We start from the raw sequence: 25,037 nt of genomic DNA, 5'->3' as shown, positions 1-25,037 counted from the left end.
TTTTATATAAAATAAAATTAGTAATGAGTATAGCAGTGATAAATTAAGTTAAAAATATAATTTATTAAGTATTCAATTATAAGGAGGAAGAAAAATGAAAATAGAAGTTTGGTCCGATTTTGTATGTCCATTTTGTTATATGGGCAAAAGGAGACTAGAAATTGCGTTAAATGAATTCGAATATAAAACTGATGTTGAAATAAGTTTTAAAAGCTTTGAGCTAGATCCATCAGCTAAGAAGGAATATAGTGAGAACATTCATGAACTTATTGCGAAGAAATATAAGATATCAGTAGAACAAGCTAAGGCATCAAATGATCAAATAGTATTACAGGCCGAAGCTATTGGACTTAACTATAATTTCAATAAATTAATCCCAACAAATACTTTTGATGCTCACAGATTATCGCAGTATGCAAAAACTAAAGGCAAGATGAATGAGTTATCAGAAAAAATATTTAAGGCCTACTTTGTGGATTCTTTAAATATATCTGATTATAAAGTGTTGGCTGATCTTGCGGAAGAAGTTGGAATTAGTAGAGATGAAAGTTTAAGGATTTTAGAATCAAATCAATATAATGAAGAAGTAAGAGAAGACGAGAAAAATGCTTCTAAGCTTGGAATTGACGCTGTTCCGTATTTTGTTTTTGATGATAAATATGCAGTATCAGGTGCACAACCAGCTGAAGTGTTTCTAGAGGCACTCTATAAGATTGACAAAGAAGGGAAGGTTAACGATTCGAGCTCTGGAAGCTGTAGTGGTGGAAAGTGTGATATTTAGATTTTATAGGAAGTTACTAAAAAGTGCCTACTTGTATGATTATTTCAGCAAAACTATAATTGACATATAAAATATATAAAGGCAGGACTTTGGGGGGGAAAATTATGATAAGGAAATATAATTTATATCAAATCGATTCATTTACAAAAGAAAAGTTTACAGGAAATCCGGCGGGTGTGATAACAAATGCAGATGGCTTAACAGACTATGAAATGCAAAAAATTGCAAGAGAGCTTAATAACTCTGAAACGGCATTTATTTTTTCTTCAAAGGATGAAAGGTATGATGCTTGGGTGCGCTTTTTTACGCCAACAAGTGAAGTCCCAATTTGTGGACATGCAACTATAGCTGCTCATTATGCCCGTGCTATAGAGAACAACTTAGAAACTTCAAGAGTTTATCATAAAACAGGAGCAGGCATTTTACCCGTTGATGTAATAAAGGAAAATGATGATTATAAAATTATTATGACACAGGGTAAGATTGAGTTCGGCAGTGTTATTGATGGAGAAAAAAAGGAAAAACTTTTAAGAGCACTTAATATAGAGAAAAGTGATTTACTAGAAAACTATAAAATTCAAATTGTTTCAACAGGACATTCTAAGGTAATGATAGGTATAAAAAGCTTGAAGACATTAAACAAATTACAACCTAACTATGATGTACTTTCTAAGCTAAGTAAAATTATTAAATGCAACGGATATTATGTTTTTGCAGTTACATCAGAGGATAGTGACATTTTAATACATGGAAGGATGTTTGCTCCTGCAATAGGGATAAATGAAGATCCTGTAACAGGGAATGCAAATGGTCCTTTGGGTGCATATCTTGTTCATCATAAGCTTGCTTGCTATGATAATTCTATATTTAAATTTAAAGCTAAGCAGGGAGAAGCTATAGGTAGGCAAGGCATAATTGAAGTGGAGGTAAGGGTAGATAAGGAGGAACCAGTAGAGGTTAAAATTTCTGGAAATGCAGTTGTAGTATTTAAAAGTGAACTCGTGTTAAATTGAGGTGAAATTATGAAAGTTAAAAAAATTCTCAGCAACAAAAAACAATTTCTTGACTTGTTGCTATTAGCAGATGAACAAGAAGATATGATTGATAAATATTTAGACTATGGAGAAATGTTTGCATTATATGATAATGATCTAAAAAGTATCTGTGTGGTAATGCAAAAAGATAGTACAACATATGAGTTAAAGAATATAGCTACATATAAAAAGTATCAGGGAAAAGGATATGGTAAAGCACTTGTAAAATATATATTTGCTTATTATAAAGACAAATGCAAAACTATTATTGTTGGCACGGGTGATAGTCATTTAACAATTCCATTCTATGAAAACTGTGGATTTCATATTTCACATAGAGTTAAAAACTTTTTTATAGATAACTATGATCATCCAATTTTTGAAGATGGTATACAACTTATAGATATGGTTTATTTGAAAATAGATTTATAAATCATTGAATAATGGAGTTGTTGGAAGAAAGTTCCGTTAGTATACACTATATTTATTAACATAGCTTTTAAATATAAAAATTATGGATTAATTAAAAGTCTACGTACCTTATAATATTTAAAGAACGTAGACTTTTGTTTATAAGTTAAGTTTTTTCTTCCAAGCTCCATTTAAAAAACGGATAAATAGTATTGTAAATCGAAAGACATTATCTGCTATCATGCAAATCCATACTGACTTTAATCCGAGATGAAATACATATATGCATATAGAGGTTGATAAAATTCTTACACCCCACATAGATAATATTGAGACTAGAACTGGGGTTTTTGTTTCACCTACACCATTAAATATTCCTTCTAAAATTATTAATGCTCCAAACACTGGCTCCGATATAGCTACAAGGCGCAGTACCGAAGAGCCTGATTTAATGACAACTGGATCTTTTATAAATAGAGACATCATAAAATCGGGGAATAAGAATAAAATAGTTCCAGTTACGGTCATTATAGTAATTGCCATTCCGATTATTGTTACAGATATTTGATTTAATTTCTTTTCGTTTTTTTCTCCTAAGGCGTTTCCGGCAAGAGTTGAAGCAGTGGCCTCCATGCCATATCCAGGGATATAAAAGGCTTGTTCAGCAGTTATAGCAATGGAATGAGCAGCAAAAGCTAAAGTACCTAACCTTGTCACTAGTGAAGAAAAAACCACTTGTCCTAAAGATGTAGCTACACGCTCAATAGTTACAGGGAATCCCACATTAACACACCTTCGCATAATAGGAATATTTAATTTTAGCTTTTCACCCTTAGGCGATACTATTTTATTTTTATAAAGTGCTAAAAACATTAAAATACCACTTACAGTATAGGCTGTAGCAGCAGCAATGGCAGAGCCAACTACACCTAAATTGCCACCATAGGTAGTTATCTTGAATGACCCTATAGATATAGTTTGTTTTCCATAAATAAGTATAAAATTTAAAACAATATTGATTAAATTCATAATAAGGTTAACCTTCATAGGTGTTTTCATATCACCTGTAGACCGAATAACAGCGCCAAAAACTATAATGGCAACACGGAATATCATAGGAATACATATGATGCCAAAATAAAGTGAGGCATTTCTTTGAATCTCTGGAGCTGCACCCAGCCATTTAGGCAAAAAAGGACTAATAGCTAAAGTTCCTATTCCCATGAATATTCCAAGTATAAGGGTTATTATTATGGATTGAACTGCCGCTATTTTTGCTCTTCTAAATTTCTTTGCTCCTATAGATAAGGAGATATATGACAAAACACCTATACCCATTGCAAAGGAAGGGCTGTTTATAAGCCAGGTTGCTGTAGTTGTAAGGCCAACTGCGGCAGAAGCTTCTGCACCTAATTGTCCAACCATAGCAGAGCTTACATATTGTACAGCAGTTTCAAGGAGCTGCTCAAGGATAGAAGGCCAGGATAGCGCGAAGATACTTATAACCATATCTTTTCTTTGATTTATATTCTTTATAACATTTAGCATTATATTCTCCATACTTGTATTATTGTTCATAGATTTCACATTTGATATAATAAGGGATATTGTAACTATATAGTCAAGAGGATGAAGAAAAATGGAAAATAAAATATATTTATCTACAGGTGAGCTAGCTAAGATGCTTGGAGTAACAAAGCAAACAGTGATTTATTATGATAAGGTAGGATTAATCTCGCCGGCAAAACGTGGTGAAAAACATTATAGATACTATACTTTGGAACAAGCTGATGAATTAGATTCAATTTTAACCTTTAGAAATTTAGGAGTTCCCATAGATACTTTAAAGGAATATTTAAGTGTCAGAAATGCAGAAGGCTGTATAGAAATGCTTGGAAAGCAGCAGGAAAGAGTTATCTTAGAAATTCAAAAGTTGGATAGAATAAGAAAGAAAATAGAGGGACGATCGAAACTACTTAAGCAGGTATTGGGAGTTAAAGATTTTGAAAAGGTTAGATTCACATATGAGGATAAAAAAGCCTATATGATAGAACCTTGTTATGGTAAAGATGAAAAATCATATATGCAAAGCTTTATTTCAATTTGTAACAAATCCAAAGAACTTCAAATTGATTTTCAAAATCCTATTTGCAGTATAATTACAAAGGAAGCCTTAAAATCTGAGGATTATAAAGATGTATCTTATTTCGGAATAAGGATACCTAAAGATTTTATAGGACATATAGTTAGTAGATTTGAAAAACCCGACGGAATCTATGCATCAACGTATCACAAGGGTTCATATGATACAATGTATCTTTCATATAAGAGATTAATAGAAAACATCAAAGAGCAAGGGTACGAGGTATGTGGAAATGCATATGAGGTGGATTTGCTCAGTACACTAACTAGCGTTAGCAGTGATGAATATCTTAAGTTAATTTCTATACAAGTTTGTAAGGTATAGTTTTTTATAATTGATCTGTAGTCTAAAAGCCTGTATGTATATTTTTTCTACATGACAAAGCTTAAGCATTTCTATTATAATAATATGGTGAAACTGATATGTATTTGTAAAGCTTAGTAAAGCATTTAATATTTTGACAGTATTAAAGTACTAAAAATTTTGGAGGGAAGGTTAAAGAAAGTAGCATGAAGAAAATAAATGAAATTTTTAGTGACTATGGGGTAAATGGTAATATAAATAGTGCTGTTGTAGAATCGGTAGTTTTAAAGAAAAAGAGCAAGAGATTGGAAATGAAAATAAGCTCGGATAAATATATTGAAATAAAGGAATTTGAACGGCTTAATGAATTTATAAGAAAGAGATTTGCGTTAAATGATTCTGTAATTGAGGTAAATTACGTTGATGGAACAGACAAGAAGCCTATAGAGGATGAAATTAAAGACATTATATTTTCAATGTCAGATAAACACCCTGTTCTAAAATCAGTTATAAATAATAGCGAATGTAAGGTAGAGAATAATACTATAAATTTCAACTTTAAAATTGCAGCTGCGGAGTTCTTTAAATCTATGAAGTACGACAAACATCTTCAGGACGCTATAAAAACTCTTTATGGTACTTCATATAATATAAATTTTGTTGATGATATAACAAGTGAGGAATTGATGCTTCAACAAGAGGCACGTGATCAGGAAATGCTTGCTATTTCGAAGCAGATTAAAGAGGCCATTGGTAGTGGAGGTATAAGTAATAGTTCTGCTCCAAAAGCGCCTAAAGAAACTACATATAAAAGAGAAGATACAAAGGAAGAAACGAAGGGTAAAAAAGATCCACGCTTAATATTGGGTAGAAACGCTAAATTTAAAGAAAATGTAATAAAAATTACTGATATAACACCAGATGAAGGAAGAGTTGCCATAGAAGGTGAAATATCTAATATAGAAGCCAAGGAATTAAAAAGTGGAAAGACCTTAGTTTCTTTTGATTTATACGATGGATCAAGTTCAATGACCTGTAAATCTTTCCTAAAGCCTGGTGAAGACGGAGAGGTTATTTCTAGACTTAAAAAGGCTAAGGGGGTTAGGCTTTCAGGAATTGCTGGCTATAGTAAGTTCTCAGGAGAAGTTGAGATGATTGCCAATGTTATATTAGAAACAGAGGGAATTAGAAGAGCTAAAAGGCAGGATAATGCGAAAGAGAAGAGAGTAGAGCTTCATATGCATACAAAAATGAGTCAGATGGATGCTATGACTAGTGCTACTGATTTAATTAAGAGGGCTATGAGCTGGGGAATGAAGTCCATTGCTATAACAGACCATGGTGTTGTTCAGGCATTTCCAGAGGCACATAAACTATTAGGAAGAGATAATCCTGATATGAAGATTATATATGGAGTTGAAGCGTACCTAGCTCCTGACAAGAAGCCGTCTGTAACAAATGCTAAAGATCAAAGTATTGATACCACTTATTGTGTACTAGATTTGGAGACTACAGGCTTTTCTCCTAAAACTGAAAAAATTACTGAAATAGGAATTATGAAATATGAGAATGGTAAGGTAATAGATAAGTTTAGCTTATTCGTGAATCCTGAAAAACCTATTCCGGCAAGGGTTGTAGAGGTTACAAATATAACTGATGACATGGTTAAGAATGCGGAAACAATAGATAAGGTTTTTCCAAAGATGCTTGAATTTATTAAGGGAAGCGTTTTGGTTGCTCACAATGCATCTTTTGATATAGGATTTTTAAAACATAATGCAAAAGTGCTAGGTTATGAGTTTGACTTTACATACTTAGATACACTATCTTTAGCTCAAGCTGTTTTTCCTCAGTATAAGAGTTATAAATTAGGGAGAATTGCTAAAAACCTTGGCATAAAGGTAGAGGTTGCTCATAGGGCGTTAGACGATGTGGATACCACTGTTAAAGTGTTTAAGGTAATGCTTGAAATATTAAAAGAAAGAGGAGCCAAGACTCTTGAGGATGTAGATATATATTCAGTAGATGAAGAGTCTAAAAAAGAGGAGTATAAGAAGCTTAGAACCTATCATGCAATAATATTAGCAAAGAATTATGTTGGTTTAAAGAATTTATATAAGCTAGTATCATATTCTCATTTAAACTACTTTTATAAAAGACCACGTATACTAAAAAGTCTTTATAAAAAATACTCAGAAGGACTTATTTTAGGAAGTGCTTGTAGTGAAGGTGAGCTTTTCCAAGCAATACTTCTAGGAAAGCCAGATGAAGAAGTTGAGGACATTGCTAGAGATTATGATTACTTAGAAATACAGCCTTTGGGAAATGACGATTATTTAATAAGAAATGGTCAGGTGCCAAACAAAGAAGCTATAAAGGACATTAATAGAAAAATTATAGAGCTGGGTGAGAAGCTTAATAAACCAGTAGTGGCGACAGGCGATGTACACTTCATAGATCCAGAGGATGAAATTTATAGACGTATACTTGAAGCTGGTCAAGGCTTTAAAGATGCAGATAACCAGGCTCCGCTATATTTAAGAACTACGGAGGAGATGCTTCAGGAGTTTTCATACTTAGGAAGGGAAAAGGCTTATGAGGTAGTTGTTACAAATACAAATAAGATATCAGATATGTGTGAACAGATTAGCCCTATCTCACCAGAGAAATGTCCTCCACATATAGATGGATGTGAGCAGACAATTAAGGATATTGCCTATGAAAAAGCTCATGAGCTATATGGTGATCCACTGCCTGAAATTGTTCAGCAAAGACTAGACAAAGAACTTGAATCAATTATAAAAAACGGATTCTCTGTAATGTATATCATAGCTCAAAAATTGGTGTGGAAATCCAATGAAGATGGATATTTAGTTGGTTCTAGAGGATCTGTTGGTTCCTCTTTTGTGGCGAATATGACAGGTATAACAGAGGTAAACTCGCTGCCACCACATTATAGATGTCCTAAATGTAAGTACTCGGATTTTTCGGATTACGGCGTTAAAAATGGATTTGACTTGCCAGATAAGACATGTCCGGTTTGTGGAGAGCCATTGACTAAGGATGGTATAGATATACCGTTTGAAACCTTTCTAGGCTTTAATGGAGATAAGGAACCGGATATAGACTTAAACTTCTCTGGAGAATATCAAGCAAAGGCACATAGATATACTGAGGTTATCTTTGGAAAAGGAACGACCTTTAAAGCAGGAACCATAGGTACAATAGCAGAGAAAACAGCCTTTGGATATGTTAAGAAATATTACGAGGAAAAGAGTATTCCAGTAAACAAAGCTGAGATAATAAGAATTTCAAGGGGATGTACAGGTATAAAAAGAACTACTGGACAGCATCCAGGAGGTATTATAGTTGTGCCAAAAGGGAGAGAGATTTTTGAATTCTGCCCTGTACAGCATCCTGCCGATGATCCAAATTCTGATATTATAACAACACATTTTGACTATCACTCAATTGACCAGAACTTACTTAAGCTTGATATACTAGGACACGATGATCCGACGGTTATAAGAATGCTTCAGGATATAACAGGAATAAACCCACACGAAATACCTATGGATGATAAGGAGACCATGTCGCTTTTCTCATCAACAAAAGCACTGGGAGTAACACCAGAGCAGATAAACTCTAAAGTGGGGACATTTGGTATTCCTGAGTTTGGTACTAAGTTTGTAAGAGGAATGCTTTTGGATACAATGCCAAAAACTTTTTCTGACCTTATATGCATATCAGGACTTTCACATGGTACTGACGTGTGGCTAGGAAATGCCAAGGATTTAATTGACCAAGGAATAGTTACTTTAAGTGAAGCAGTATGTACCAGAGATGATATAATGATTTATCTTATTAAAAAGGGACTTCCACCAAATACTGCATTTAAAATAATGGAGCTTGTACGTAAGGGAAAAGCTTTAAAGGATCCTAAAAAATGGGCAGAATATGAAGCTTTAATGAGAGAGCATGAGGTGCCAGAATGGTATATAGATTCTTGTAGAAAGATAAAATACATGTTTCCTAAAGCCCATGCTGCAGCTTACGTAATGATGGCATTTAGAATAGCTTGGTTTAAGGTTCATATACCTAAGGCTTACTATGCAGCATACTTTAGTATCAGAGCAAAAGCTTTTGATGCAGAGTTTATGATTTTTGGAAAAGAAAAAGTAAAGCAGAAGATGAAGGAAATCCAAATGATGGGCAATGAGGCTGGACCTAAAGATAAGGATATGTATGACGATTTAGAAATAGTTTTAGAAATGTACGAGAGAGGTTTTAATTTTCTTCCTATTGATATATATAAATCTCATGCTACAAAGTTTCTTGTAGAGGAAGATGGCTTGAGACCACCTATAAACAGTATATCTGGTATGGGAAATGTTGCAGCAGAGGGTATATATAATGCAATGCAGGAGGAAAAACCTATAAGTTCTATACAGGACTTAAAGAAGCGCGCTAAGATAGGAAATTCAGCCATAGATTCTCTTAGAAAGTTTGGCTGTTTAAAAGGACTTCCTGAAAGTGATCAATTAAGCTTTTTTGATGCGATTTAAGTATTAGAGGAGAATCCTGAAAATTGGATTCTCCTTTGCTTTTATAAAACACTAAATTATGGCACAAGAATTACATTATGGTATAATATGGTTCGAGACTAAGAAAACCTTATAGATTCAAGAGGAGAGTGATTGGTTGAAATTAAATGAACTTGAAGCAATATTACTTGAAACTGCATCTAAGGCTATGAAGGAAGAAGGAAAGAGTGCATTAAAAATGGGTTTAGTTACTTATTTTAAAGGCAAAAAAATAGATGATACATATCACATATATAGTAGAGTTAAAGACAAAATTAAACCCTTAGAATTTAATACTCATATAAAAATAAACTTGGTAACAAAGCGTTTAGAGGTGGAATGCTCCTGTGATGAATTCAAGGAATTTAAATCAAAGGGATATACCTTAAAATGCAGTCACATAGTAGCTACTAGCTATAAATTTCTTAGCCTTGTTTCTAAGGGAAAAAAGGCTCCAGAAAAGAAAATTATAAAGAGGCATGAGGAGCCTGGTGGTGAAAGTGCATTTAAGCTTATTAGGAAAAAGGAAAAGAATTTTGTGTACTATGAATTGCAAAGTGGTTTTAGAGGAGAAAATCGTATAATCGAGCCTAATGATTTAAGAGAGTTTTTGAAACAAGTAGAAAGTAAAAAGATTAAGTTTAAGTTTGATTATATAGAATTTGTAGTGCCAATTTTTAATAAAGATTTGCCACTAACCTTTAATCTAAAAGAAAAGAATAACTCTATAGTTGTAACAACTCATAAAAAACTTCCAATTTCTTTAAGTCCGAATAATGATGTTTTCTACTTCAAAGATGAGCTTTATTTGCCTTCAGAGCGTCAAATTGAAAAATACATTGATATACATCATAAATTAGAGAATAATAAACAGATTGCATATAGAAAAGATATAGATAATTATATAAAATTAGTCTCGCACTTAAGCAGTATTTCTCAAGATATTAATATTGATGAAGAACTAAAAAAATTTGCAGCCACCATGTTAAAGTATGAGTTTTTTGTATATGAGGAAAAGGATAAAATTTATTGTGATGTACTTTTAAAGTATGGAAATATAAAAATTAATATATTAAATAAGAAGAATAGTGTCTTAAGAGATTACAAAGAAGAAGAAAAGCTTATTATGAAAATTGAAAGAAATAGTTTTGTTAAGCATGGAAATAGATTTATGTTTACAGGTAAGGATAAAGAGCTGCTTAACATATTAAAAAGAAGTCAAGACAGCATTTGTTCATTGGGTAAGGTTACCATGGGAAAAGAGCTTGAGGATTTAAAGGTATATAAATTTGAGTCTATTAAAGGCGATTTTTATAAGAGAGATGGATATTATGATTTTTCTTATAGTATAGGAAATATGACGGAAAAAGAGCTAGAGCATGCCTTTAAAGCTTATAAAAATAAAAAAAAGTTCTACAAAACTAAAGAAAACAATTTTTTGGATTTTGAGGATAGTAGTATAAGAGGCTTTTTTAATACGCTAGAAGCGTTGAGAATGAGTGACAATGAAGAATATGGACATATAAAATTAGAAGAAGGAAAGGCTTTATTTTTATATAAAACTATAAAAGATGGAGAATTTAAAGCTGTAAATGGTTACGCTGATATTAAAGCAATAGAAGATAAACTGTCCAGTATAAACAACAGAGAAATAGCTATACCTAAAGGATTTAAGGGAAAACTTAGAGAATACCAAATTAAAGGGTTTAAGTGGTTTAAAACCTTAAGTGAATTAGGCTTTGGTGGAATATTAGCTGATGAAATGGGGCTTGGAAAAACAATACAAACTATAGCATTTCTATTATCAGAAAAAAGTAAAAAAGCTTTAATTGTATGTCCAACTTCTTTGATTTATAACTGGAAGGAAGAAATACTGAGGTTTGCACCTGAGTTAAGGGTTTTAATAGTCCATGGACCAAAAAGAACCTACGATATGGATGAGTACGACATAATACTTACTAGTTATGGGACTTTAAGAATGGATATACATAAATACAAAAATGTTATCTTTGATTATTGTATTATTGATGAAGCACAAAATATAAAGAATCCTTCTGCTAAAAACACAATAGTTATAAAGAGAATAAAGGCATATACAAGGTTTGCCTTAACGGGAACTCCTATTGAAAATAACTTAACAGAACTTTGGTCTATATTTGATTTTTTAATGCCAGGATATTTGTATTCTCGTGAAAAATTCGAGGAAAAGTTTGTTTTTGGAGAAGAAGATAATTTAGAAAGTCTTAAGCTTCTAATAGCACCATTTATTTTAAGAAGAACTAAAAAAGAAGTAGTAGCGGAGTTGCCAGACAAAATAGAAAAGAAGTTCATAGTTGAAATGACATCAGCGCAGAGAATAGTATATGCTGAATATATAAAAAGTGTGAAAGCAATGATGAAAAATCATAAAGATGGAAGAGTTCAGATATTTTCATATTTAACAAGGTTGAGACAAATATGTTTAGACCCTTCGCTTATTTTAGAGGACTACAATGGAGGGAGTGGGAAACTTAAGACAGCGCTTGAAATTATTAGAGGACATGAAGGAAAGGTACTTTTATTTTCACAATTTACATCTGCACTTTATAAAATTGAGGAGTGTTTAAGAAAAGAGAAAATTAAATTCTTTCATTTAGATGGGAGCACAAAACCTCAAGATAGAATTAATATGGTAAATGACTTTAACTCTAATAACGCTATAAAAGTGTTTTTAATTTCTCTTAAGGCTGGAGGTACAGGTCTTAATTTAACTTCAGCAAACTTAGTTATTCATTTTGATCCATGGTGGAATCCTGCGGTTGAAAATCAGGCTACTGATAGAGCACATAGAATTGGACAAAAAAATGTAGTAGAGGTAATTAAGCTTGTGGCTAAAGGAACTATTGAAGAAAAAATTATTTTACTTCAAGAGGATAAAAAAGAATTAATAGATAATGTTATAACTGGGGAACTTCAAAATAGTAAATTACTTGGAAGTCTATCAAAGGAAGAACTAATTGAACTATTTGATAGGGAGTAGTTTTTTACTAGTCCAGTTACCTATAGAATTAATAGAAAAATAAAAGGACATAATATTGAGTAGAACTAATCTATAGGAGGATAATACAATGAATAAAATTGAAGAGGCGATTAATAGAATTAGTGAACTTGAATGTCCAACAGGTGATTTAGAAAATAGAGTTATAGATATATTTGAGAGTTTTGCCAATATAGATAGAAGCAAATTGAAGGTTACTAGAGCTAATGAATTAGATAGAGATGAAGCAGAAGCATATAAAATTGAAATACAAGGAGAAAGACAGCCTATTATAGTTTTGGCAAAGTCAGGATATGATGACTATGTAGCTAAGGTTGTAGATGTTTGCCTTAAAGCTAAACCAATGGCACCATTATACTAGCATATATAGCTTTAAAATTGATTATCAAGAATCTTAGAAAATAAAATTACAAAAGGGTGTATTCACAAATTTATTAAATAATCCACAATCAAGAGATAGTTAGACGCACTCCTTGTGGATTATTTCTATACTTTTTATTAATTTTTCAAGGTGATAATTATATACGGTATTAATCTTTGAAGCAGCACATTCCTTATATGGTTTTTGTGTTCCTAAAACTTTATTTAATCTATTCATATTTTCATTGTTAGGTAAGCTAGTTTGCTCCATGGAATTGATTATATTGAGCTCCATCAAGCCTCGTCTTATATTTTCATAAATCAGATTCATTTGTTTTAATTTAAAATCTTTGCTTTTTTTAAAATGAATCTCATCTCTGTAGATTTTTAATAGTCCGTGAAGATTATTTATTTCGCTATATAAGTCTTCTATTTCAAAATCAATATTAGAAAAAATTTTAGACTGAACTCCTCGTAAAAGGTTATCGTATATAATTTTTGTGTTTTTTCTAAAACTAGAGTAAGCAGTTAATGAAAACACAAGATTATTCACTGTGGCTGCAATAGCAATTCCAATAAAGGTATCAAGGAGTCTGTGAAGGCTGTAGGTTAAAACAGTATCTCCCTTAATTCCAGACATTACAGATATAAAAAGCAGACAAGCTATAGAAGCAGAGTTTTCCCAGTTAATAAATCTACAGATATATATGATTATTACTATACCAATTCCGGTTAACACAGCATTTGAAGTATAAAAGGATGAAGCGAGTAGAATACCAGCTATGGCGCCTATAGCACTCCCCATCAATCTATTTCCGCTGGATTTTATAGTATCTTCAAGATTAGTTGACAGAGGAATGACAGCAGGAAGGACAGCAAAAAAAGGATATTTTAGTTTAAGTAACTTTGAGGCAAGCATACACAGAGAGGCTGAAATACCAGCTCTTAAAGCTTTGTTGCCTAACCACATGTAATCACCATCCTATAAATGTTATGTTTATGTATCATATTTTAGCTTTTTTAGAAAAAAGTATGCATATTTAATGCAAAATCATATCTATCATGAAATTTTCATAGTAACATTCCAGTTTTATAAATATTTATAAAATATTAAAAGTAATAAGTTTAGTTTAGGATAATAATCCTTTAGAGGAAAAATATTTATTTTTTGTATTGACAAAATAGGACTACAAGTGTAGTCTATAAATGTGGATTACATTTGTAGGTGAAAGGAGTGGAGTTATTTGAAAAGTCCAGTTAAAATATCAGATGCTGAATGGAGTGTTATGCAAGCCTTATGGAAACATTATCCTGCTACTTTTTCTGAAATTGTAGAAGGGCTTAATGAGGAGTGTGAGTGGAGTCCAAAGACAGTTCATACACTTATATCTAGGCTTGTAAAAAAGGGTGTCGTTAGTACAATAAAAGATACGAAACATTACAAGTACTCACCATTAGTCACAGAAGATGAGATGATGAATTTAGAAACAGAATCATTTATAAATAAAATATACCACGGTTCTGTTAACTTGTTTGTTTCAAATTTTTTGAAAAAACAAAAGCTAAATAAAAACGAGATATTAGAATTAAAAAAAATACTAGATGAAAATATGAAGTAGAGGAATTGATAGGCATGCATATAATTTTTTCTTTATTTCTTGAGACACTTAAGTTGTCTATTATGGCAACAGTAGGAGTCCTTATTATATGGGTTATAAAATTAGTTTTAAAAAATAGAATGAGTCCGATTTGGCATTATTATATTTGGTTTATTGTTGTAATTAGATTGATATTGCCATACTCCTTAAGTAGTCCAGTAAGTATATATAATACTGTTAATATTAATAGAGGTGTTTCTAAAAGTATTATAAATTCAAATAATGCACAAATCATAAGTGATAAGGCTACTAGTTACACAAAAGTTAATAGTAATACTGATTTTATTAAAGATAAAAAGCAAGATATATTAAAAATATTAAGTTTAGTATGGATTGTTGGGATAGTAATCGGTGTTCTGTATTTGATTTATGTATATTTGATTTTCTATTCTAAGGTTAGAAAAGAACCTGAGTATAGAGAAGTTGAAATTTGTGACCTTTTAGAAGAATGTAAGAAGGAAATGAAAATAAAACGTAATATACAGATAAAAAAATCTAAAAGTGTGAATACTCCATGCATAACTGGTCTTATTAAGCCATGTATACTCATACCAGATTACATTGCTTATAAATTAACAAAAGAAGAAATAAAATATGTAATTATTCATGAACTTTCACATTTTAAGCATAAGGACATTATTATAAATTGGATAAGCATAGTATTGAATGTTATCCATTGGTTTAATCCAATATTGTACTTTTTCTTTAGAAAGTTCAAACAAGATTCTGAAATAGCTTGCGATGCTAAAGCATTAAGCTATATAAAAAGTAGAGAACGTAAAGAATATGGTAAAACAATTATTAATTTGATAGCAATTATTTCAAACTTTGATGTAAAGCCTTGGGAAGTTGCAATGGTAAATAAATCGGAGATAAAAAGGAGAATAATTATGATTTCTAAATTTAAAAAGAGAAGAATAGCAGGAACAATAGTAGGAATATTAGTAGTGGCTGTTGTAGGTGCAGGAATCTTAACAAATGAAAAAAGCTTAGGCATAGCGAGCAATAAAACAGATCAAACAAAAGCAAACACAAAAATCATAAATAAAGCAGCTGTTTCAAAAAAAGATACAGATAAAAAAGTTAGAAACGTAAGTGAGGAAACTAATAAGCCAGTTGAAAAGCAAGCAAATGCAGCAACTAGTACAAATGTAAATGTAGCACAAAATAATACGAAGAAGCAAAATCAAACTGCATCAATACAAAGTAATGCGAATAGAAAAGCATTACCCAATAATGGAAGCAGTAAATCTAAAGCTATAAGTGCTGCTAAAACTACCGATAATACTAAGACTAATGCTAATACTAAAGTTAGTGATAATACTAAAACTAATCAAAGTGAATGTACTCCTAGGCAAGCAGCAATTGCAGTTATAAATTATGGACAAGATTCAAATAATAAAATATCTTCTGTTACAGAGGGTCAAGGTGGTGATGGTTACGCTAACTTTTCTAATGGAGATATAGGTGCTACTGTATTTACTAACACTGACGGGTATACGGTTCGTTTGGGTGTTATATCAGCGCGAAAAAATGGTGGTACAGGAACTGCAGGTATTTATTATGTTACAAAGGATGGAACTGTACATACTAATAATTAAAATATAAGCCGTTTAGATATAATAAAAGGGCAACTAGCTTTGAGGCTAGTGCCCTTTTCATAATCAAACTATTTTAGTTTAATTCTTATAACAGATACTGAATATTTATCAGCATCATAATCAAAGTTCTTTGATATGTTGTTTAATTTCTTAGTTTTAATTGAGACATTTTCTGGTTTATCGAAGGAATTGGTATCATCTTCACTACTTCCAGTTATATATTGAACATTAGCAGTTGAGGAGATATTTTTGCTTCCGTTTACATTAATTCTTACTTTTCTATCCTCATCAGCAACATTTACAACCTTGGCAATAAGTTCATTTGTTTTCGAATCATAACTAGTAGAAGTGTATACATCAGTGTCTCTCTCTGGTGCTGTAAATTGGTTAGTAAGTTGTCCGTTTAGATAACAACTTACCTTATTGCCATCAACAACAATTTTTATTTTATAATCTTGTCCAGTAGTTACAGTTGAGTATTTTGCATCAGCTTCACTAACGGTAGATTTACTACCATCAGTTTCTTTTTCCACAGCAGTTTTTGTATTTCCCCAACCACCTATGTTATACCAGTAAAAGTTTGAAGAATCTTTTGCGCCAAAGCCTACAAGGAAACCCTCTTTGCCACTTAATTTTTTAGCATCAACGCTTAAAGTGTAATTACTCCAGGTATTATCTTTGGTTAAAATTCTGCAATTATCAGCTATTTGGTCTAGTTCTAGTTTTCCGTCTTTCACAACCCAATTTCCACTGGCACTAGTCCACTGATTAATATTATTATCGAAGCTGTCGCTAAAGATTTCTTTTCCAGTAGTATTATCAGTTACTTTTACGTTATCATATTGAACTTGAGTTGACCATGCCCCTAAGAGTACACCGCCTTTAATGTCATTTTTTACGTGTGCCGTAGGCTTTATAAGATCACCCTTCACAATTTGAGTTCCTAAATTTGTACTGAATAATTTTTGAACATTATAATTTGGAGTTACGTAGTTAGTATTGCCATTAAACCAAATCATATCAGGAGACCACTGATAATCGTCTGCTTTGGCAAATAACGGTGCGTAGGATGCCATTTTTACAATATCTGAATTTCTTTCAAGTCCAGTAAGATAAGCGCCTTCAGCTAATGCGGATTTTAAGGTATTGCTCTGAGATGCATACTCACCAACAAATACCTTATTACTATTTCTATCGTACTTATCGTATCTGTTGGTATTGGATAAGAACCAATCAGGAGACATGTAATAATGCTCATCAACTACGGTATTAGGTGCTTTCTCTTTTATCCAGTTCCAATTATCATCAAAGGTTGAGCCTGATGGACTTGTACCAGCATTTGATATCAAGGTTATTCCAGGACATTTTTGATTTAAAACTTTTTGGAAGGCTTCAAAGCGTTTGTGATATTCAGGACCCCATTGTTCATTACCTATGGCCATATATTTTAAATTGAATGGTTTTTTGTGACCAGATTCTATTCTTTTTCTGCCCCAATAAGTGGAAGCATCACCATTAGCGTATTCAACTAAATCAACCGCATTTTGTATATAAGGATCAAGGTCAGGACCAACTGGAGCCATATAATTTGGCACTCCGTTAACACCTCTTGCTTGGCAGGTCATACCGCAATTTAAAACAGGTACTGGAGTGGCGCCTATATCCTCACATAACTGAAAATACTCGTAAAAACCTAGTCCATATGATTGATTGTAGCCCCAAAGATTTGTGTTTTCTTTTCTTTCTTCAACGTTACCTATGGTATCCTTCCAGTTGTAGATTTCCTCTTTGCTATTACCTTCAACTATGCATCCGCCAGGGAATCTTAAAAATCTAGGTTTTAAATCCTTAAGTCTCTCTACTAAATCTTTTCTTAAGCCATATTTTCTATTTTTCCAGGTGTCCTGTGGGAAAAGAGAAACCATATCTAAATTCATTTTTGCCTCACCCGTTATGGATACAGCAAGTTTAGCGTTGGAGGTGGATTTTGTGGCTCTTAAGTGACCTTCGTATTTTCTCCATTGACCATTTATTTTACCTATGGTTTTATCTTCAGAAATAGCATTTCCATTTTCGTCTTCAAGTTGAATGGTTACTTTATTTCCTTTTCCAACATTGCGAGCCCAAAAATAAAAATCATATTTAGCATTGTTATTTACGGTTATACCTTTGTAACCGCTGTTGACTAGTTTTAAACTGCTGTTATTATCCGGACAATTTAATTCAAGATAGTGAGTATTGTTGCTATTTAGAGGCTTAGAAGTACATACTTCAGCAGTTGAGGAAGTTGAGCCCGTTTTATCTACAGTCCAAGAAGATAGGGAATCTTTGAATTCAAAGGATTGATTTTGTAGTAGCTCAGAATATAATCCTCCGTCTGCTCCGTGGTTTATATCTTCAAAAAACAAACCTGTAAGCATGTCACTTTCATTAAATAATTTATTATCAGTATTTATATTTAAAGTATAATCATCATTAGTAGTAGGGGCTGCCTTTGCACTAAGACTTGTGTAACTTAGTACAGCACCAGTTGTAAGAAAAGTTGACATAAGAATTGTAAGATATCTCTTTTTCATAATAATCCTCCTTTAATGTAATAGGACTCATTAAATTATAAGTACCTATACAATATAAAAATAAAATTTAACAGTATTAATTTTCAAGCAATACTTTAAGTGTATAGTAACGACAATGTTAGGAGACTCGTTTTATATATGCACAGTAAAGGTTTTCGCAAGATAGAATTTAATTAGTTAAATCTAACTTTTACAATGAGGTCACTTTTATTATATACCCATAAAATGTAAAATCAAGTATTTAATACAAAAATATACGAATAAAACAATTAAGACTTTAAAATTAACACGTATAAATATGAAACGTATAATATAATTTTTTTGTAAGAGGAAAGTTTTAATTATTTAGGAGTAATTATTAAAGATTATGTTTTAAATATGAAATATAAAATTTGAAATGAAAAATAGAACATTGACATATTATTAAGAAAAGAATATACTTGAATTGTTAAAATAAATAACCAACTATACTATATCACACCTAAAAAGAAAAGTCAATACTTTTTTGAAGGGAGCTTTAAATATGAAAAATTTTATAGAGGTATTTCAAAAAAATTTGCTAGAAAATCAAACTTTTAATGAAATAGTTAATTGTAATGAATTCACCATAAAGTACGGTTTAAAACTTTATGAAGAAGATGTAAGAGAGATTATAAAAACAAGAAGTGATGCTCTTGTCAAAAATGGCAGGATAGAATTTGGAAATCAAATTATAAATAAAATTATTACTACATTTTGTGATTCTCCTTACATATCACAACAAAATTATAGTGAGACAATGAATGAACTTATAGAAATTTTTTATAATTTTAAGAATGAGACCTTAGATTATATAAGTGATGATGAGGCAATAGAAATTATGAAAGAAAAGTTTGATAATCATTGCAGAGGGTCATTAGAATTGTTAGAAGGGACAGTTTTATATAAGATTGCCAACAATATAAGAAGTGGATTTAAGGATTATGCAAATTTGGAGGATGAAAAGGAATGATGTTTATGGAGAGTAGTAATACAATTGAAGAATATAATTTTGACATAAGAAAGCATTTTAATAAAGAAAATTTCTTCGAGTATATTTTAACTTATTCCTATAAAAAAAAGCTGTTAAATAAAGAGGATTTTGAGAAGATTTATTATGAAAGAATAGAAATTTTAAAAAATAAGTTAACCTATTACACTAGGAATGAAAGTAGTTCAGTTAGGATAGAAGCTTTAAAAAGTATTTTAAAATCCATTGACTACACTATAGGCATTTATTTAAAGACCTTTAATAGTATTAAGCTTATTTTAAATGAATTAAAAGAATTAAGTTTAAAGGAAATGCTATTAAGGGGAGAAGCGGTAATAGAGAAAAAAATATCGGATAGCAAAATCCTTTTTCATAATATAGGTAAACTTAATATTGAAAATTACACATATGACGATACTATTGACCATGGAATTTCAGAGTTTTTTAATGAATACGAGTATAAATTTACAGCGCATGAAGCCCCAGGTTGTATAGATTATCAACTTTATTTTGATGATATGAACTATACTGGCATTGAATATATGTACAACTATCTAATAAATTTAAGTTTAGAAAATGAGTTTTGCAATAAATTCAAAATTGATGAAGTAAATGAGGTTTTAAAAGGATATCATGAAGAAAATAAAGCATTGCTCATAAATGTATTTGAACTAGTTTTAAGAAATTCACTTGGAGTGATTATTTGTGGAAGGGATTTAGGTAGCCTTAATATTAGTGAATTAGATAGGGAATATATAAAAAGCAAATTGAAAAAATTAGCTCTAGAAGAATTACAGAATGAACTAGTAAAGACAGCAGAAGCATGTTGTATTAACTTAAATATTAAAAATAAAAATCTACTTTGTTATGTTAGAAAAGCTGCTTTTAAATTCAGTTCACTTTTAAGTATAAATATTAAATTAAATAGATTAGAAACTGTATTTGTGTCATTTAAGAGCAATGATTATCATCAAATAATTTATTATACTGATGGTATAAAAATGAGTAATTCAGAATTTAGGAAGCTAAATAAAAAAATATTAGGATGCACGCTTGTGAATGAAAAGATAGATTTAATAAAAAGTGGTATTAAAAGTTTGGAAGACTTAACTGATATGCTTGGAGGGGATTGTTTATTTAAAGCTGAATATATAGAATACTTTAAGAGCTTATCACAGCTTGAAATTATTATTTTACTTGCGTATATAAAAGAAGTAGCGGCTAAAAAAGACTATGAAAAGGAATGGTATGTTGAGTTTAATATATATATATCAAGGTTAAGTAAAAAAGAGCAAAAAAGGCTAGAAGAACTAGAGAAAAAAATAAGATTTAAGTAGAACTTTCAAATAGAATGGCTTGGAATTTATTGGCCAATCTAAAGTCAGCATCATTCTCACCTAATTTTAGCCATAATTCAAAAGAGGTTAACACATATGAGGCATAGTGAGCACATATATAATCGTTTGATACATTAAATTTACTTATGAAATTTTCACGTTTTAGATAAGAGGAACATTCCTGTATAAGTATGGCTTTAAAATCATTGTATATATCAATGGATTCATTATGAATACTAAATAAAGCTTGTATAATATTTTTATTTTCTGAAAAATATTTAATAATATATGCACCTATACTAATGAAGCTATCAGGCGGATTTAAATTGAATCTATGCTTAAGATAAGGTTTGAATTCAGATATGATTTCTTCTGCTATTTTACTAAGCAAATCGTATTTATCGTAATAGTGGTCATAAAAGGTTGAGCGGCTAACTAAGGCTTTATCACAAATATTTTGAACTGTAATATCCTTGAAAGCTTTATGTACCAGTAGGTTACATAAGGCAGTTTTTATGTTTTTTTGCGTCTTTAATACTCTAAGATCCATTTTTGCCACGAAAAATCCCCCCCCCAAGATAATATTCTTAATAATTATACTATAAAAGGATAGTTATTAGCAGTCAATATGTATTAAAAAGCAGGTTATCGTACATTTTTAATGTGGTATGTATGATAACCTACAAAACCATATAAATCATCTATTTAAGTGATAATGATAATCATTTGTACTTGACGTATAAGATTTAAGAAGTAAGGAGTGGTTTATGATGTTTAAAAAATATTTAGATAATGAACAATTTAATTTTCAACTTAATCGTTTTTTAGGAAAGTTTATGGAGGATTCTGAGGTTAAAAATGATATTGAAAAGGCTTTGCTAAATATAAAAGATATGAATTCTTGGTATATAGCTTGGAGAAAGCTTGCAGAGAAAAGTGAAATAAAAGGAAAATTTGAATTAGCGTCAGCTTATTATGCAGCAGGAAGTTTTTACTTAAGAGAAAGTGATCCAAATAAAGCTTATATGTATACAAAGTATAGAGAAAATTATTATAAGAGTTATAAAGGAGTACCATTAGAACATTTCAATGTACCCTATGAAGATTCATTTTTTCCAGCAGTTCGAGTTAAATTTCAAGGTTCAACTAAAACTTTAATTTTTCATGGAGGTTATGATTCTTGTTTAGAAGAAATGCTGCCATTTTTCAGTGCATTTGAGAATTTAGGATATGATATTATTGCATTTGAAGGCCCAGGACAAGGAATGGCATTGAAGAATGGATTAAAGTTCATTCATAATTGGGAGAGGCCAGTATCAGCTCTTTTAGATTATTTTAATTTAAATGAAGTTACTATATTAGGATGTTCATGGGGTGGATATTTTTGTCTTAGAGCAGCAGCATTTGAAAAGAGAATTAAGGCAGCTATTGTATATGATATATTTTACTGCGGTATGGATGTTATAGGTATGAAGAACAAGGAAATGAGATATGAGTTAGAAAAGCTACTTAATAATAATGAAAAAGATAAGATTAATGAGCTTATGTATTCCAAAATGAAAGCAGATATTGACTTTAATTGGAAAATATCAAAAGGAATGGATAACACTATGACTTATACACCATACGATTTTCTTAAAGCTATTCAGCTTCACACTATGGATGGTATAGAGGAATTAATAGATCAAGATGTGCTTCTTCTTGCAGGAGAGGAAGATCAGTATGTGCCAATTGAGGCTATGAAGCTTTTTGAAGATAGACTTGTAAATGCAAATATAACAAAGAAAATTTTTACTAAGGAAACAGGTGGAGAGCAGCACTGTCAAGTAGGAAGGATAGATTTAGCCTTTGATGAAATTAAGAAGTTTCTTGTAAGAAAGTAGAAAAGTAGCCTAAAGGTACACCCATTTTTGCCCTAAGGTACAATTGTTTAAGCATTTAATTCTTTATAAAATAAATACATAGGCCTTATAAATTTGTAAAGGCTTTGTGTTTTAAAGGGAGGATTAATAATGGCAAAATTATTGTACAATTTAGGAAGTTGGGTTTATAAAAGGCCTAAAAGAGTTATTGTGGCGTGGGTAGTTTTTCTAGCTATTTTAGGTGTTGCTGTATTAAATACAGGTATAAAATTTAGTGATAATTTTTCTATACCTGGAAGCAAGTCTGAAAAAGCTGGTAATATGTTAAAAAAGGCTACAGAAAGTCAAAGTAAATCAAGTAATAAAACGACTACTATAAGGCTTATTTTTAAAGTGGAAAAAGGTAAGGATTTAATGACACCATCTGTAAAAATAGCTATAAATAAACTAAAGACTAAGATACAAGGAAAAGATAAAAAAGTTATGTACATATCAGACCCATATGCAATGGGGACTATAAGTAAAAATAAAAAAATTGCTTATGCTGATATAACTTATAACATTAAGAATGAAGAGGTTACAGAAAAAGATAAGAACATAGTTTTTAATAATATTAAAATAACAAGAGATGCGGGAATTCAAACAGAATTAGGAGGAGATGTTGCGTTTTCAGGAATAGAAGCAGTTGGACCTTCAGATGCAGTTGGTCTTGCAATAGCGTTTATTGTACTATTGATTACATTTAGATTATTTATGGCAGCATTAATGCCAATAGCAACAGCAGCTGTAGGATTGGCATCAGGAGTATTATGTATATTTATATCATCTAATTCAGTAGATACGCTTATATTTTCATTATCTTTAGCAGCAATGATAGGACTTGCAGTAGGAATAGATTATGCTCTATTTATAATTTCTAGATATAGAGAAAATCTTGCTGAAGGATATGATAGGCAAGAATCATTAGCTAGGGCTATGGCAACAGCAGGTAGTTCGGTTTTATTTGCAGGAGTAACAGTTATTATTGCGCTTAGTGGTTTATCATTAGTTGGAGTTCCTTTTTTAAGAACTATGGGCTTAGATGCAGCAGCAGTTGTATTGCTTGCGATAATTTCATCATTAACAGCAGTTCCAGCGTTTATAAGTATTGCAAAAGATCGCATAAGTATTTATAAAAAAAATAAAATATTTAATATTATAAAATCATCTAAATACAAAAACAAGGAAGATAGCAAATGGGGAAGTATTGTAAGCAAGCATCCAGCAGTTATAGCAATAGCTGTGGTGATAGTAACTGCTTTATTTAGTTATCAGGCTCTTAACTTGGAATTAGGAATTCCAGATAAAGGATCAAAACCGATAGAATCAACAGAACGTAAGGGTTATGATATTATGGCAGAGGGATTTGGAAAAGGTGTTAATGGGCCTCTTATTTTGGTAGCTGATGCTTCCAAAGTAAAAGGAAATTATATGATTACACTTCAAGAAATAGAAAAGGAAATTGGAAAATTACCAAACATAAAATCTATTACACCCCCTATTCCAGTTGGTAACAACAAGTTGGCAATGATAAATTTAGTACCTAAAAGTGGTCCAAATGATAAAGAAACAAAGGAATTAGTTAAGGCTATAAACGAAAAGTCTGAAAACATAAGGAAATATAAAAAAGTTGATCTTATGGAAACGGGAGCTACTGCAGTAAATATAGATACAGATGTTACATTAAGTAAAGTTATGCCTAAATTTATTTTAGTTATTGTTGGGCTTGCAATAATTTTAATGGTTTTAGTTTTTAGATCCATATTGGTACCAATTAAGGCTGTTTTAGGTTTTTTAATGACTATACTTTCAACTTTAGGATTTGGAGTTATTGTTTTACAAAATGGTCATTTAGCTGGATTGTTTAATGTAGCAGCTCGTGAGCCGATATTATGTTTTTTACCTATATTAGTAACAGGAATTTTATTTGGTTTAGCAATGGATTATGAGGTATTCTTAGTAAGTCGTATGAGAGAAAGTTATACTCAAACAGGAGATGCAAGAAAATCTGTTATTCTAGGAATAAAAAATAGTGGTAAAGTAGTAACATCAGCAGCATTGATAATGACAGCTGTTTTCTTAGGATTTGCTTTCAATGTAGATGCAAACGTAAAGGAAATGGGTATTACCCTTGCTTTTGGAGTACTATTTGATGCATTTGTTATAAGAATGACTTTTGTACCAGCTGTTATGATACTATTAGGTAAAAAAGCATGGTATATGCCAAAATGGTTAGATAGAATTCTTCCTAATATAGATATTGAAGGTGAATCAATAATTAAAGAAGAAAAAGCTAGTTAAGA

At 31.1% G+C, this 25,037-nt stretch carries 17 protein-coding genes; 13 read left to right on the top strand and 4 right to left on the bottom strand.

Features of this window, described 5'->3' with window-relative positions:
* Window positions 1-94: 94 nt before the first annotated feature.
* From CA_RS17725 to CA_RS17715, 3 genes are all read left to right on the top strand, one after another.
* The gene (locus CA_RS17725; protein WP_010966717.1) at window positions 95-781 is read left to right on the top strand and encodes a DsbA family oxidoreductase; all 687 of its coding nucleotides are present in this window, start codon (window positions 95-97) and stop codon (window positions 779-781) included.
* Between the two features lie 104 nt (window positions 782-885).
* Window positions 886-1,794 (top strand): PhzF family isomerase, encoded by a 909-nt coding sequence (locus tag CA_RS17720; protein WP_010966716.1) that lies wholly within the window; start codon window positions 886-888, stop codon window positions 1,792-1,794.
* A gap of 9 nt (window positions 1,795-1,803) precedes the next feature.
* On the top strand, window positions 1,804-2,247 hold the full coding sequence (locus CA_RS17715; RefSeq protein ID WP_010966715.1) for a GNAT family N-acetyltransferase: 444 nt from the start codon (window positions 1,804-1,806) through the stop codon (window positions 2,245-2,247).
* Between the two features lie 138 nt (window positions 2,248-2,385).
* On the opposite strand, the gene CA_RS17710 is transcribed toward CA_RS17715, so the two are convergent.
* The gene (locus CA_RS17710) at window positions 2,386-3,774 is read right to left on the bottom strand and encodes an MATE family efflux transporter (RefSeq protein ID WP_010966714.1); all 1,389 of its coding nucleotides are present in this window, start codon (window positions 3,772-3,774) and stop codon (window positions 2,386-2,388) included.
* Between the two features lie 91 nt (window positions 3,775-3,865).
* Here CA_RS17710 and CA_RS17705 point away from each other — a divergent pair, with 91 nt between their 5' ends.
* The 4 genes from CA_RS17705 to CA_RS17690 all read left to right on the top strand — a co-directional run bounded on the left by CA_RS17705 (window position 3,866) and on the right by CA_RS17690 (window position 12,653).
* A complete protein-coding gene (locus CA_RS17705; RefSeq protein ID WP_010966713.1) occupies window positions 3,866-4,693 on the top strand; it encodes a MerR family transcriptional regulator in 828 nt (275 codons plus the stop codon).
* 185 nt (window positions 4,694-4,878) lie between these two features.
* Entirely contained in the window at window positions 4,879-9,237 is a 4,359-nt protein-coding gene (polC, locus tag CA_RS17700; RefSeq protein WP_010966712.1) for a DNA polymerase III subunit alpha, read from the top strand.
* A 136-nt stretch (window positions 9,238-9,373) separates the two neighbouring features.
* Window positions 9,374-12,274 carry a DEAD/DEAH box helicase gene (locus tag CA_RS17695; protein WP_014519070.1) on the top strand — a complete coding sequence of 967 codons (2,901 nt, stop codon included), beginning with the start codon at window positions 9,374-9,376 and terminating at the stop codon, window positions 12,272-12,274.
* 88 nt (window positions 12,275-12,362) lie between these two features.
* The gene (locus CA_RS17690) at window positions 12,363-12,653 is read left to right on the top strand and encodes a hypothetical protein (protein ID WP_010966710.1); all 291 of its coding nucleotides are present in this window, start codon (window positions 12,363-12,365) and stop codon (window positions 12,651-12,653) included.
* Window positions 12,654-12,752: 99 nt separating this feature from the next.
* Here CA_RS17690 and CA_RS17685 read toward each other — a convergent pair whose 3' ends face one another.
* Window positions 12,753-13,622, bottom strand: coding sequence for an FUSC family protein (locus tag CA_RS17685; protein WP_010966709.1), 870 nt, complete (start codon window positions 13,620-13,622; stop codon window positions 12,753-12,755).
* Window positions 13,623-13,896: 274 nt separating this feature from the next.
* On the opposite strand from CA_RS17685, the gene CA_RS17680 reads away from it, so the two are divergent.
* Complete coding sequence (locus CA_RS17680; RefSeq protein WP_010966708.1) at window positions 13,897-14,271, top strand: BlaI/MecI/CopY family transcriptional regulator; 375 nt, start codon at window positions 13,897-13,899, stop codon at window positions 14,269-14,271.
* Window positions 14,272-14,285: 14 nt separating this feature from the next.
* Complete coding sequence (locus CA_RS17675; protein WP_010966707.1) at window positions 14,286-15,911, top strand: M56 family metallopeptidase; 1,626 nt, start codon at window positions 14,286-14,288, stop codon at window positions 15,909-15,911.
* 68 nt (window positions 15,912-15,979) lie between these two features.
* Here CA_RS17675 and CA_RS17670 read toward each other — a convergent pair whose 3' ends face one another.
* Complete coding sequence (locus tag CA_RS17670) at window positions 15,980-18,487, bottom strand: alpha-L-arabinofuranosidase C-terminal domain-containing protein (RefSeq protein WP_010966706.1); 2,508 nt, start codon at window positions 18,485-18,487, stop codon at window positions 15,980-15,982.
* A gap of 523 nt (window positions 18,488-19,010) precedes the next feature.
* Here CA_RS17670 and CA_RS17665 point away from each other — a divergent pair.
* Complete coding sequence (locus CA_RS17665; RefSeq protein ID WP_010966705.1) at window positions 19,011-19,478, top strand: DUF6323 family protein; 468 nt, start codon at window positions 19,011-19,013, stop codon at window positions 19,476-19,478.
* Window positions 19,475-20,833, top strand: coding sequence for a DUF6179 domain-containing protein (locus tag CA_RS17660; RefSeq protein WP_010966704.1), 1,359 nt, complete (start codon window positions 19,475-19,477; stop codon window positions 20,831-20,833). Before CA_RS17665 ends, CA_RS17660 begins: the two co-directional genes overlap by 4 nt.
* Here CA_RS17660 and CA_RS17655 read toward each other — a convergent pair.
* Complete coding sequence (locus CA_RS17655; protein ID WP_010966703.1) at window positions 20,826-21,383, bottom strand: TetR/AcrR family transcriptional regulator; 558 nt, start codon at window positions 21,381-21,383, stop codon at window positions 20,826-20,828. The two genes, CA_RS17660 and CA_RS17655, sit on opposite strands and share 8 nt — an antisense overlap.
* Window positions 21,384-21,600: 217 nt before the next feature.
* Between CA_RS17655 and CA_RS17650 the strand changes: the two genes are divergently transcribed.
* Both CA_RS17650 and CA_RS17645 read left to right on the top strand, forming a co-directional pair.
* Entirely contained in the window at window positions 21,601-22,716 is a 1,116-nt protein-coding gene (locus tag CA_RS17650; protein WP_010966702.1) for an alpha/beta hydrolase family protein, read from the top strand.
* Between the two features lie 129 nt (window positions 22,717-22,845).
* Window positions 22,846-25,035 (top strand): MMPL family transporter, encoded by a 2,190-nt coding sequence (locus CA_RS17645; RefSeq protein ID WP_010966701.1) that lies wholly within the window; start codon window positions 22,846-22,848, stop codon window positions 25,033-25,035.
* The last annotated feature ends 2 nt before the right edge of the window (window positions 25,036-25,037 follow it).

It is taken from the genome of Clostridium acetobutylicum ATCC 824 (genome assembly GCF_000008765.1).
GTDB classification, from domain to species: Bacteria; Bacillota; Clostridia; order Clostridiales; family Clostridiaceae; genus Clostridium_S; species Clostridium_S acetobutylicum.
The sequence above is the reverse complement of the archived record's forward strand: the minus strand, read 5'-3'. Positions and strand labels throughout refer to the sequence as shown.

Coding starts and splice junctions, on each gene's coding strand:
- CA_RS17725 (WP_010966717.1), top strand. CDS start 95: ATGAAAATAGAAGTTTGGTCCGATTTTGTATGTCCATTTTGTTATATG.
- CA_RS17720 (WP_010966716.1), top strand. CDS start 886: ATGATAAGGAAATATAATTTATATCAAATCGATTCATTTACAAAAGAA.
- CA_RS17715 (WP_010966715.1), top strand. CDS start 1,804: ATGAAAGTTAAAAAAATTCTCAGCAACAAAAAACAATTTCTTGACTTG.
- CA_RS17710 (WP_010966714.1), bottom strand. CDS start 3,774: ATGCTAAATGTTATAAAGAATATAAATCAAAGAAAAGATATGGTTATA.
- CA_RS17705 (WP_010966713.1), top strand. CDS start 3,866: ATGGAAAATAAAATATATTTATCTACAGGTGAGCTAGCTAAGATGCTT.
- polC (WP_010966712.1), top strand. CDS start 4,879: ATGAAGAAAATAAATGAAATTTTTAGTGACTATGGGGTAAATGGTAAT.
- CA_RS17690 (WP_010966710.1), top strand. CDS start 12,363: ATGAATAAAATTGAAGAGGCGATTAATAGAATTAGTGAACTTGAATGT.
- CA_RS17685 (WP_010966709.1), bottom strand. CDS start 13,622: ATGTGGTTAGGCAACAAAGCTTTAAGAGCTGGTATTTCAGCCTCTCTG.
- CA_RS17675 (WP_010966707.1), top strand. CDS start 14,286: ATGCATATAATTTTTTCTTTATTTCTTGAGACACTTAAGTTGTCTATT.
- CA_RS17670 (WP_010966706.1), bottom strand. CDS start 18,487: ATGAAAAAGAGATATCTTACAATTCTTATGTCAACTTTTCTTACAACT.
- CA_RS17665 (WP_010966705.1), top strand. CDS start 19,011: ATGAAAAATTTTATAGAGGTATTTCAAAAAAATTTGCTAGAAAATCAA.
- CA_RS17660 (WP_010966704.1), top strand. CDS start 19,475: ATGATGTTTATGGAGAGTAGTAATACAATTGAAGAATATAATTTTGAC.
- CA_RS17655 (WP_010966703.1), bottom strand. CDS start 21,383: ATGGATCTTAGAGTATTAAAGACGCAAAAAAACATAAAAACTGCCTTA.
- CA_RS17650 (WP_010966702.1), top strand. CDS start 21,601: ATGATGTTTAAAAAATATTTAGATAATGAACAATTTAATTTTCAACTT.
- CA_RS17645 (WP_010966701.1), top strand. CDS start 22,846: ATGGCAAAATTATTGTACAATTTAGGAAGTTGGGTTTATAAAAGGCCT.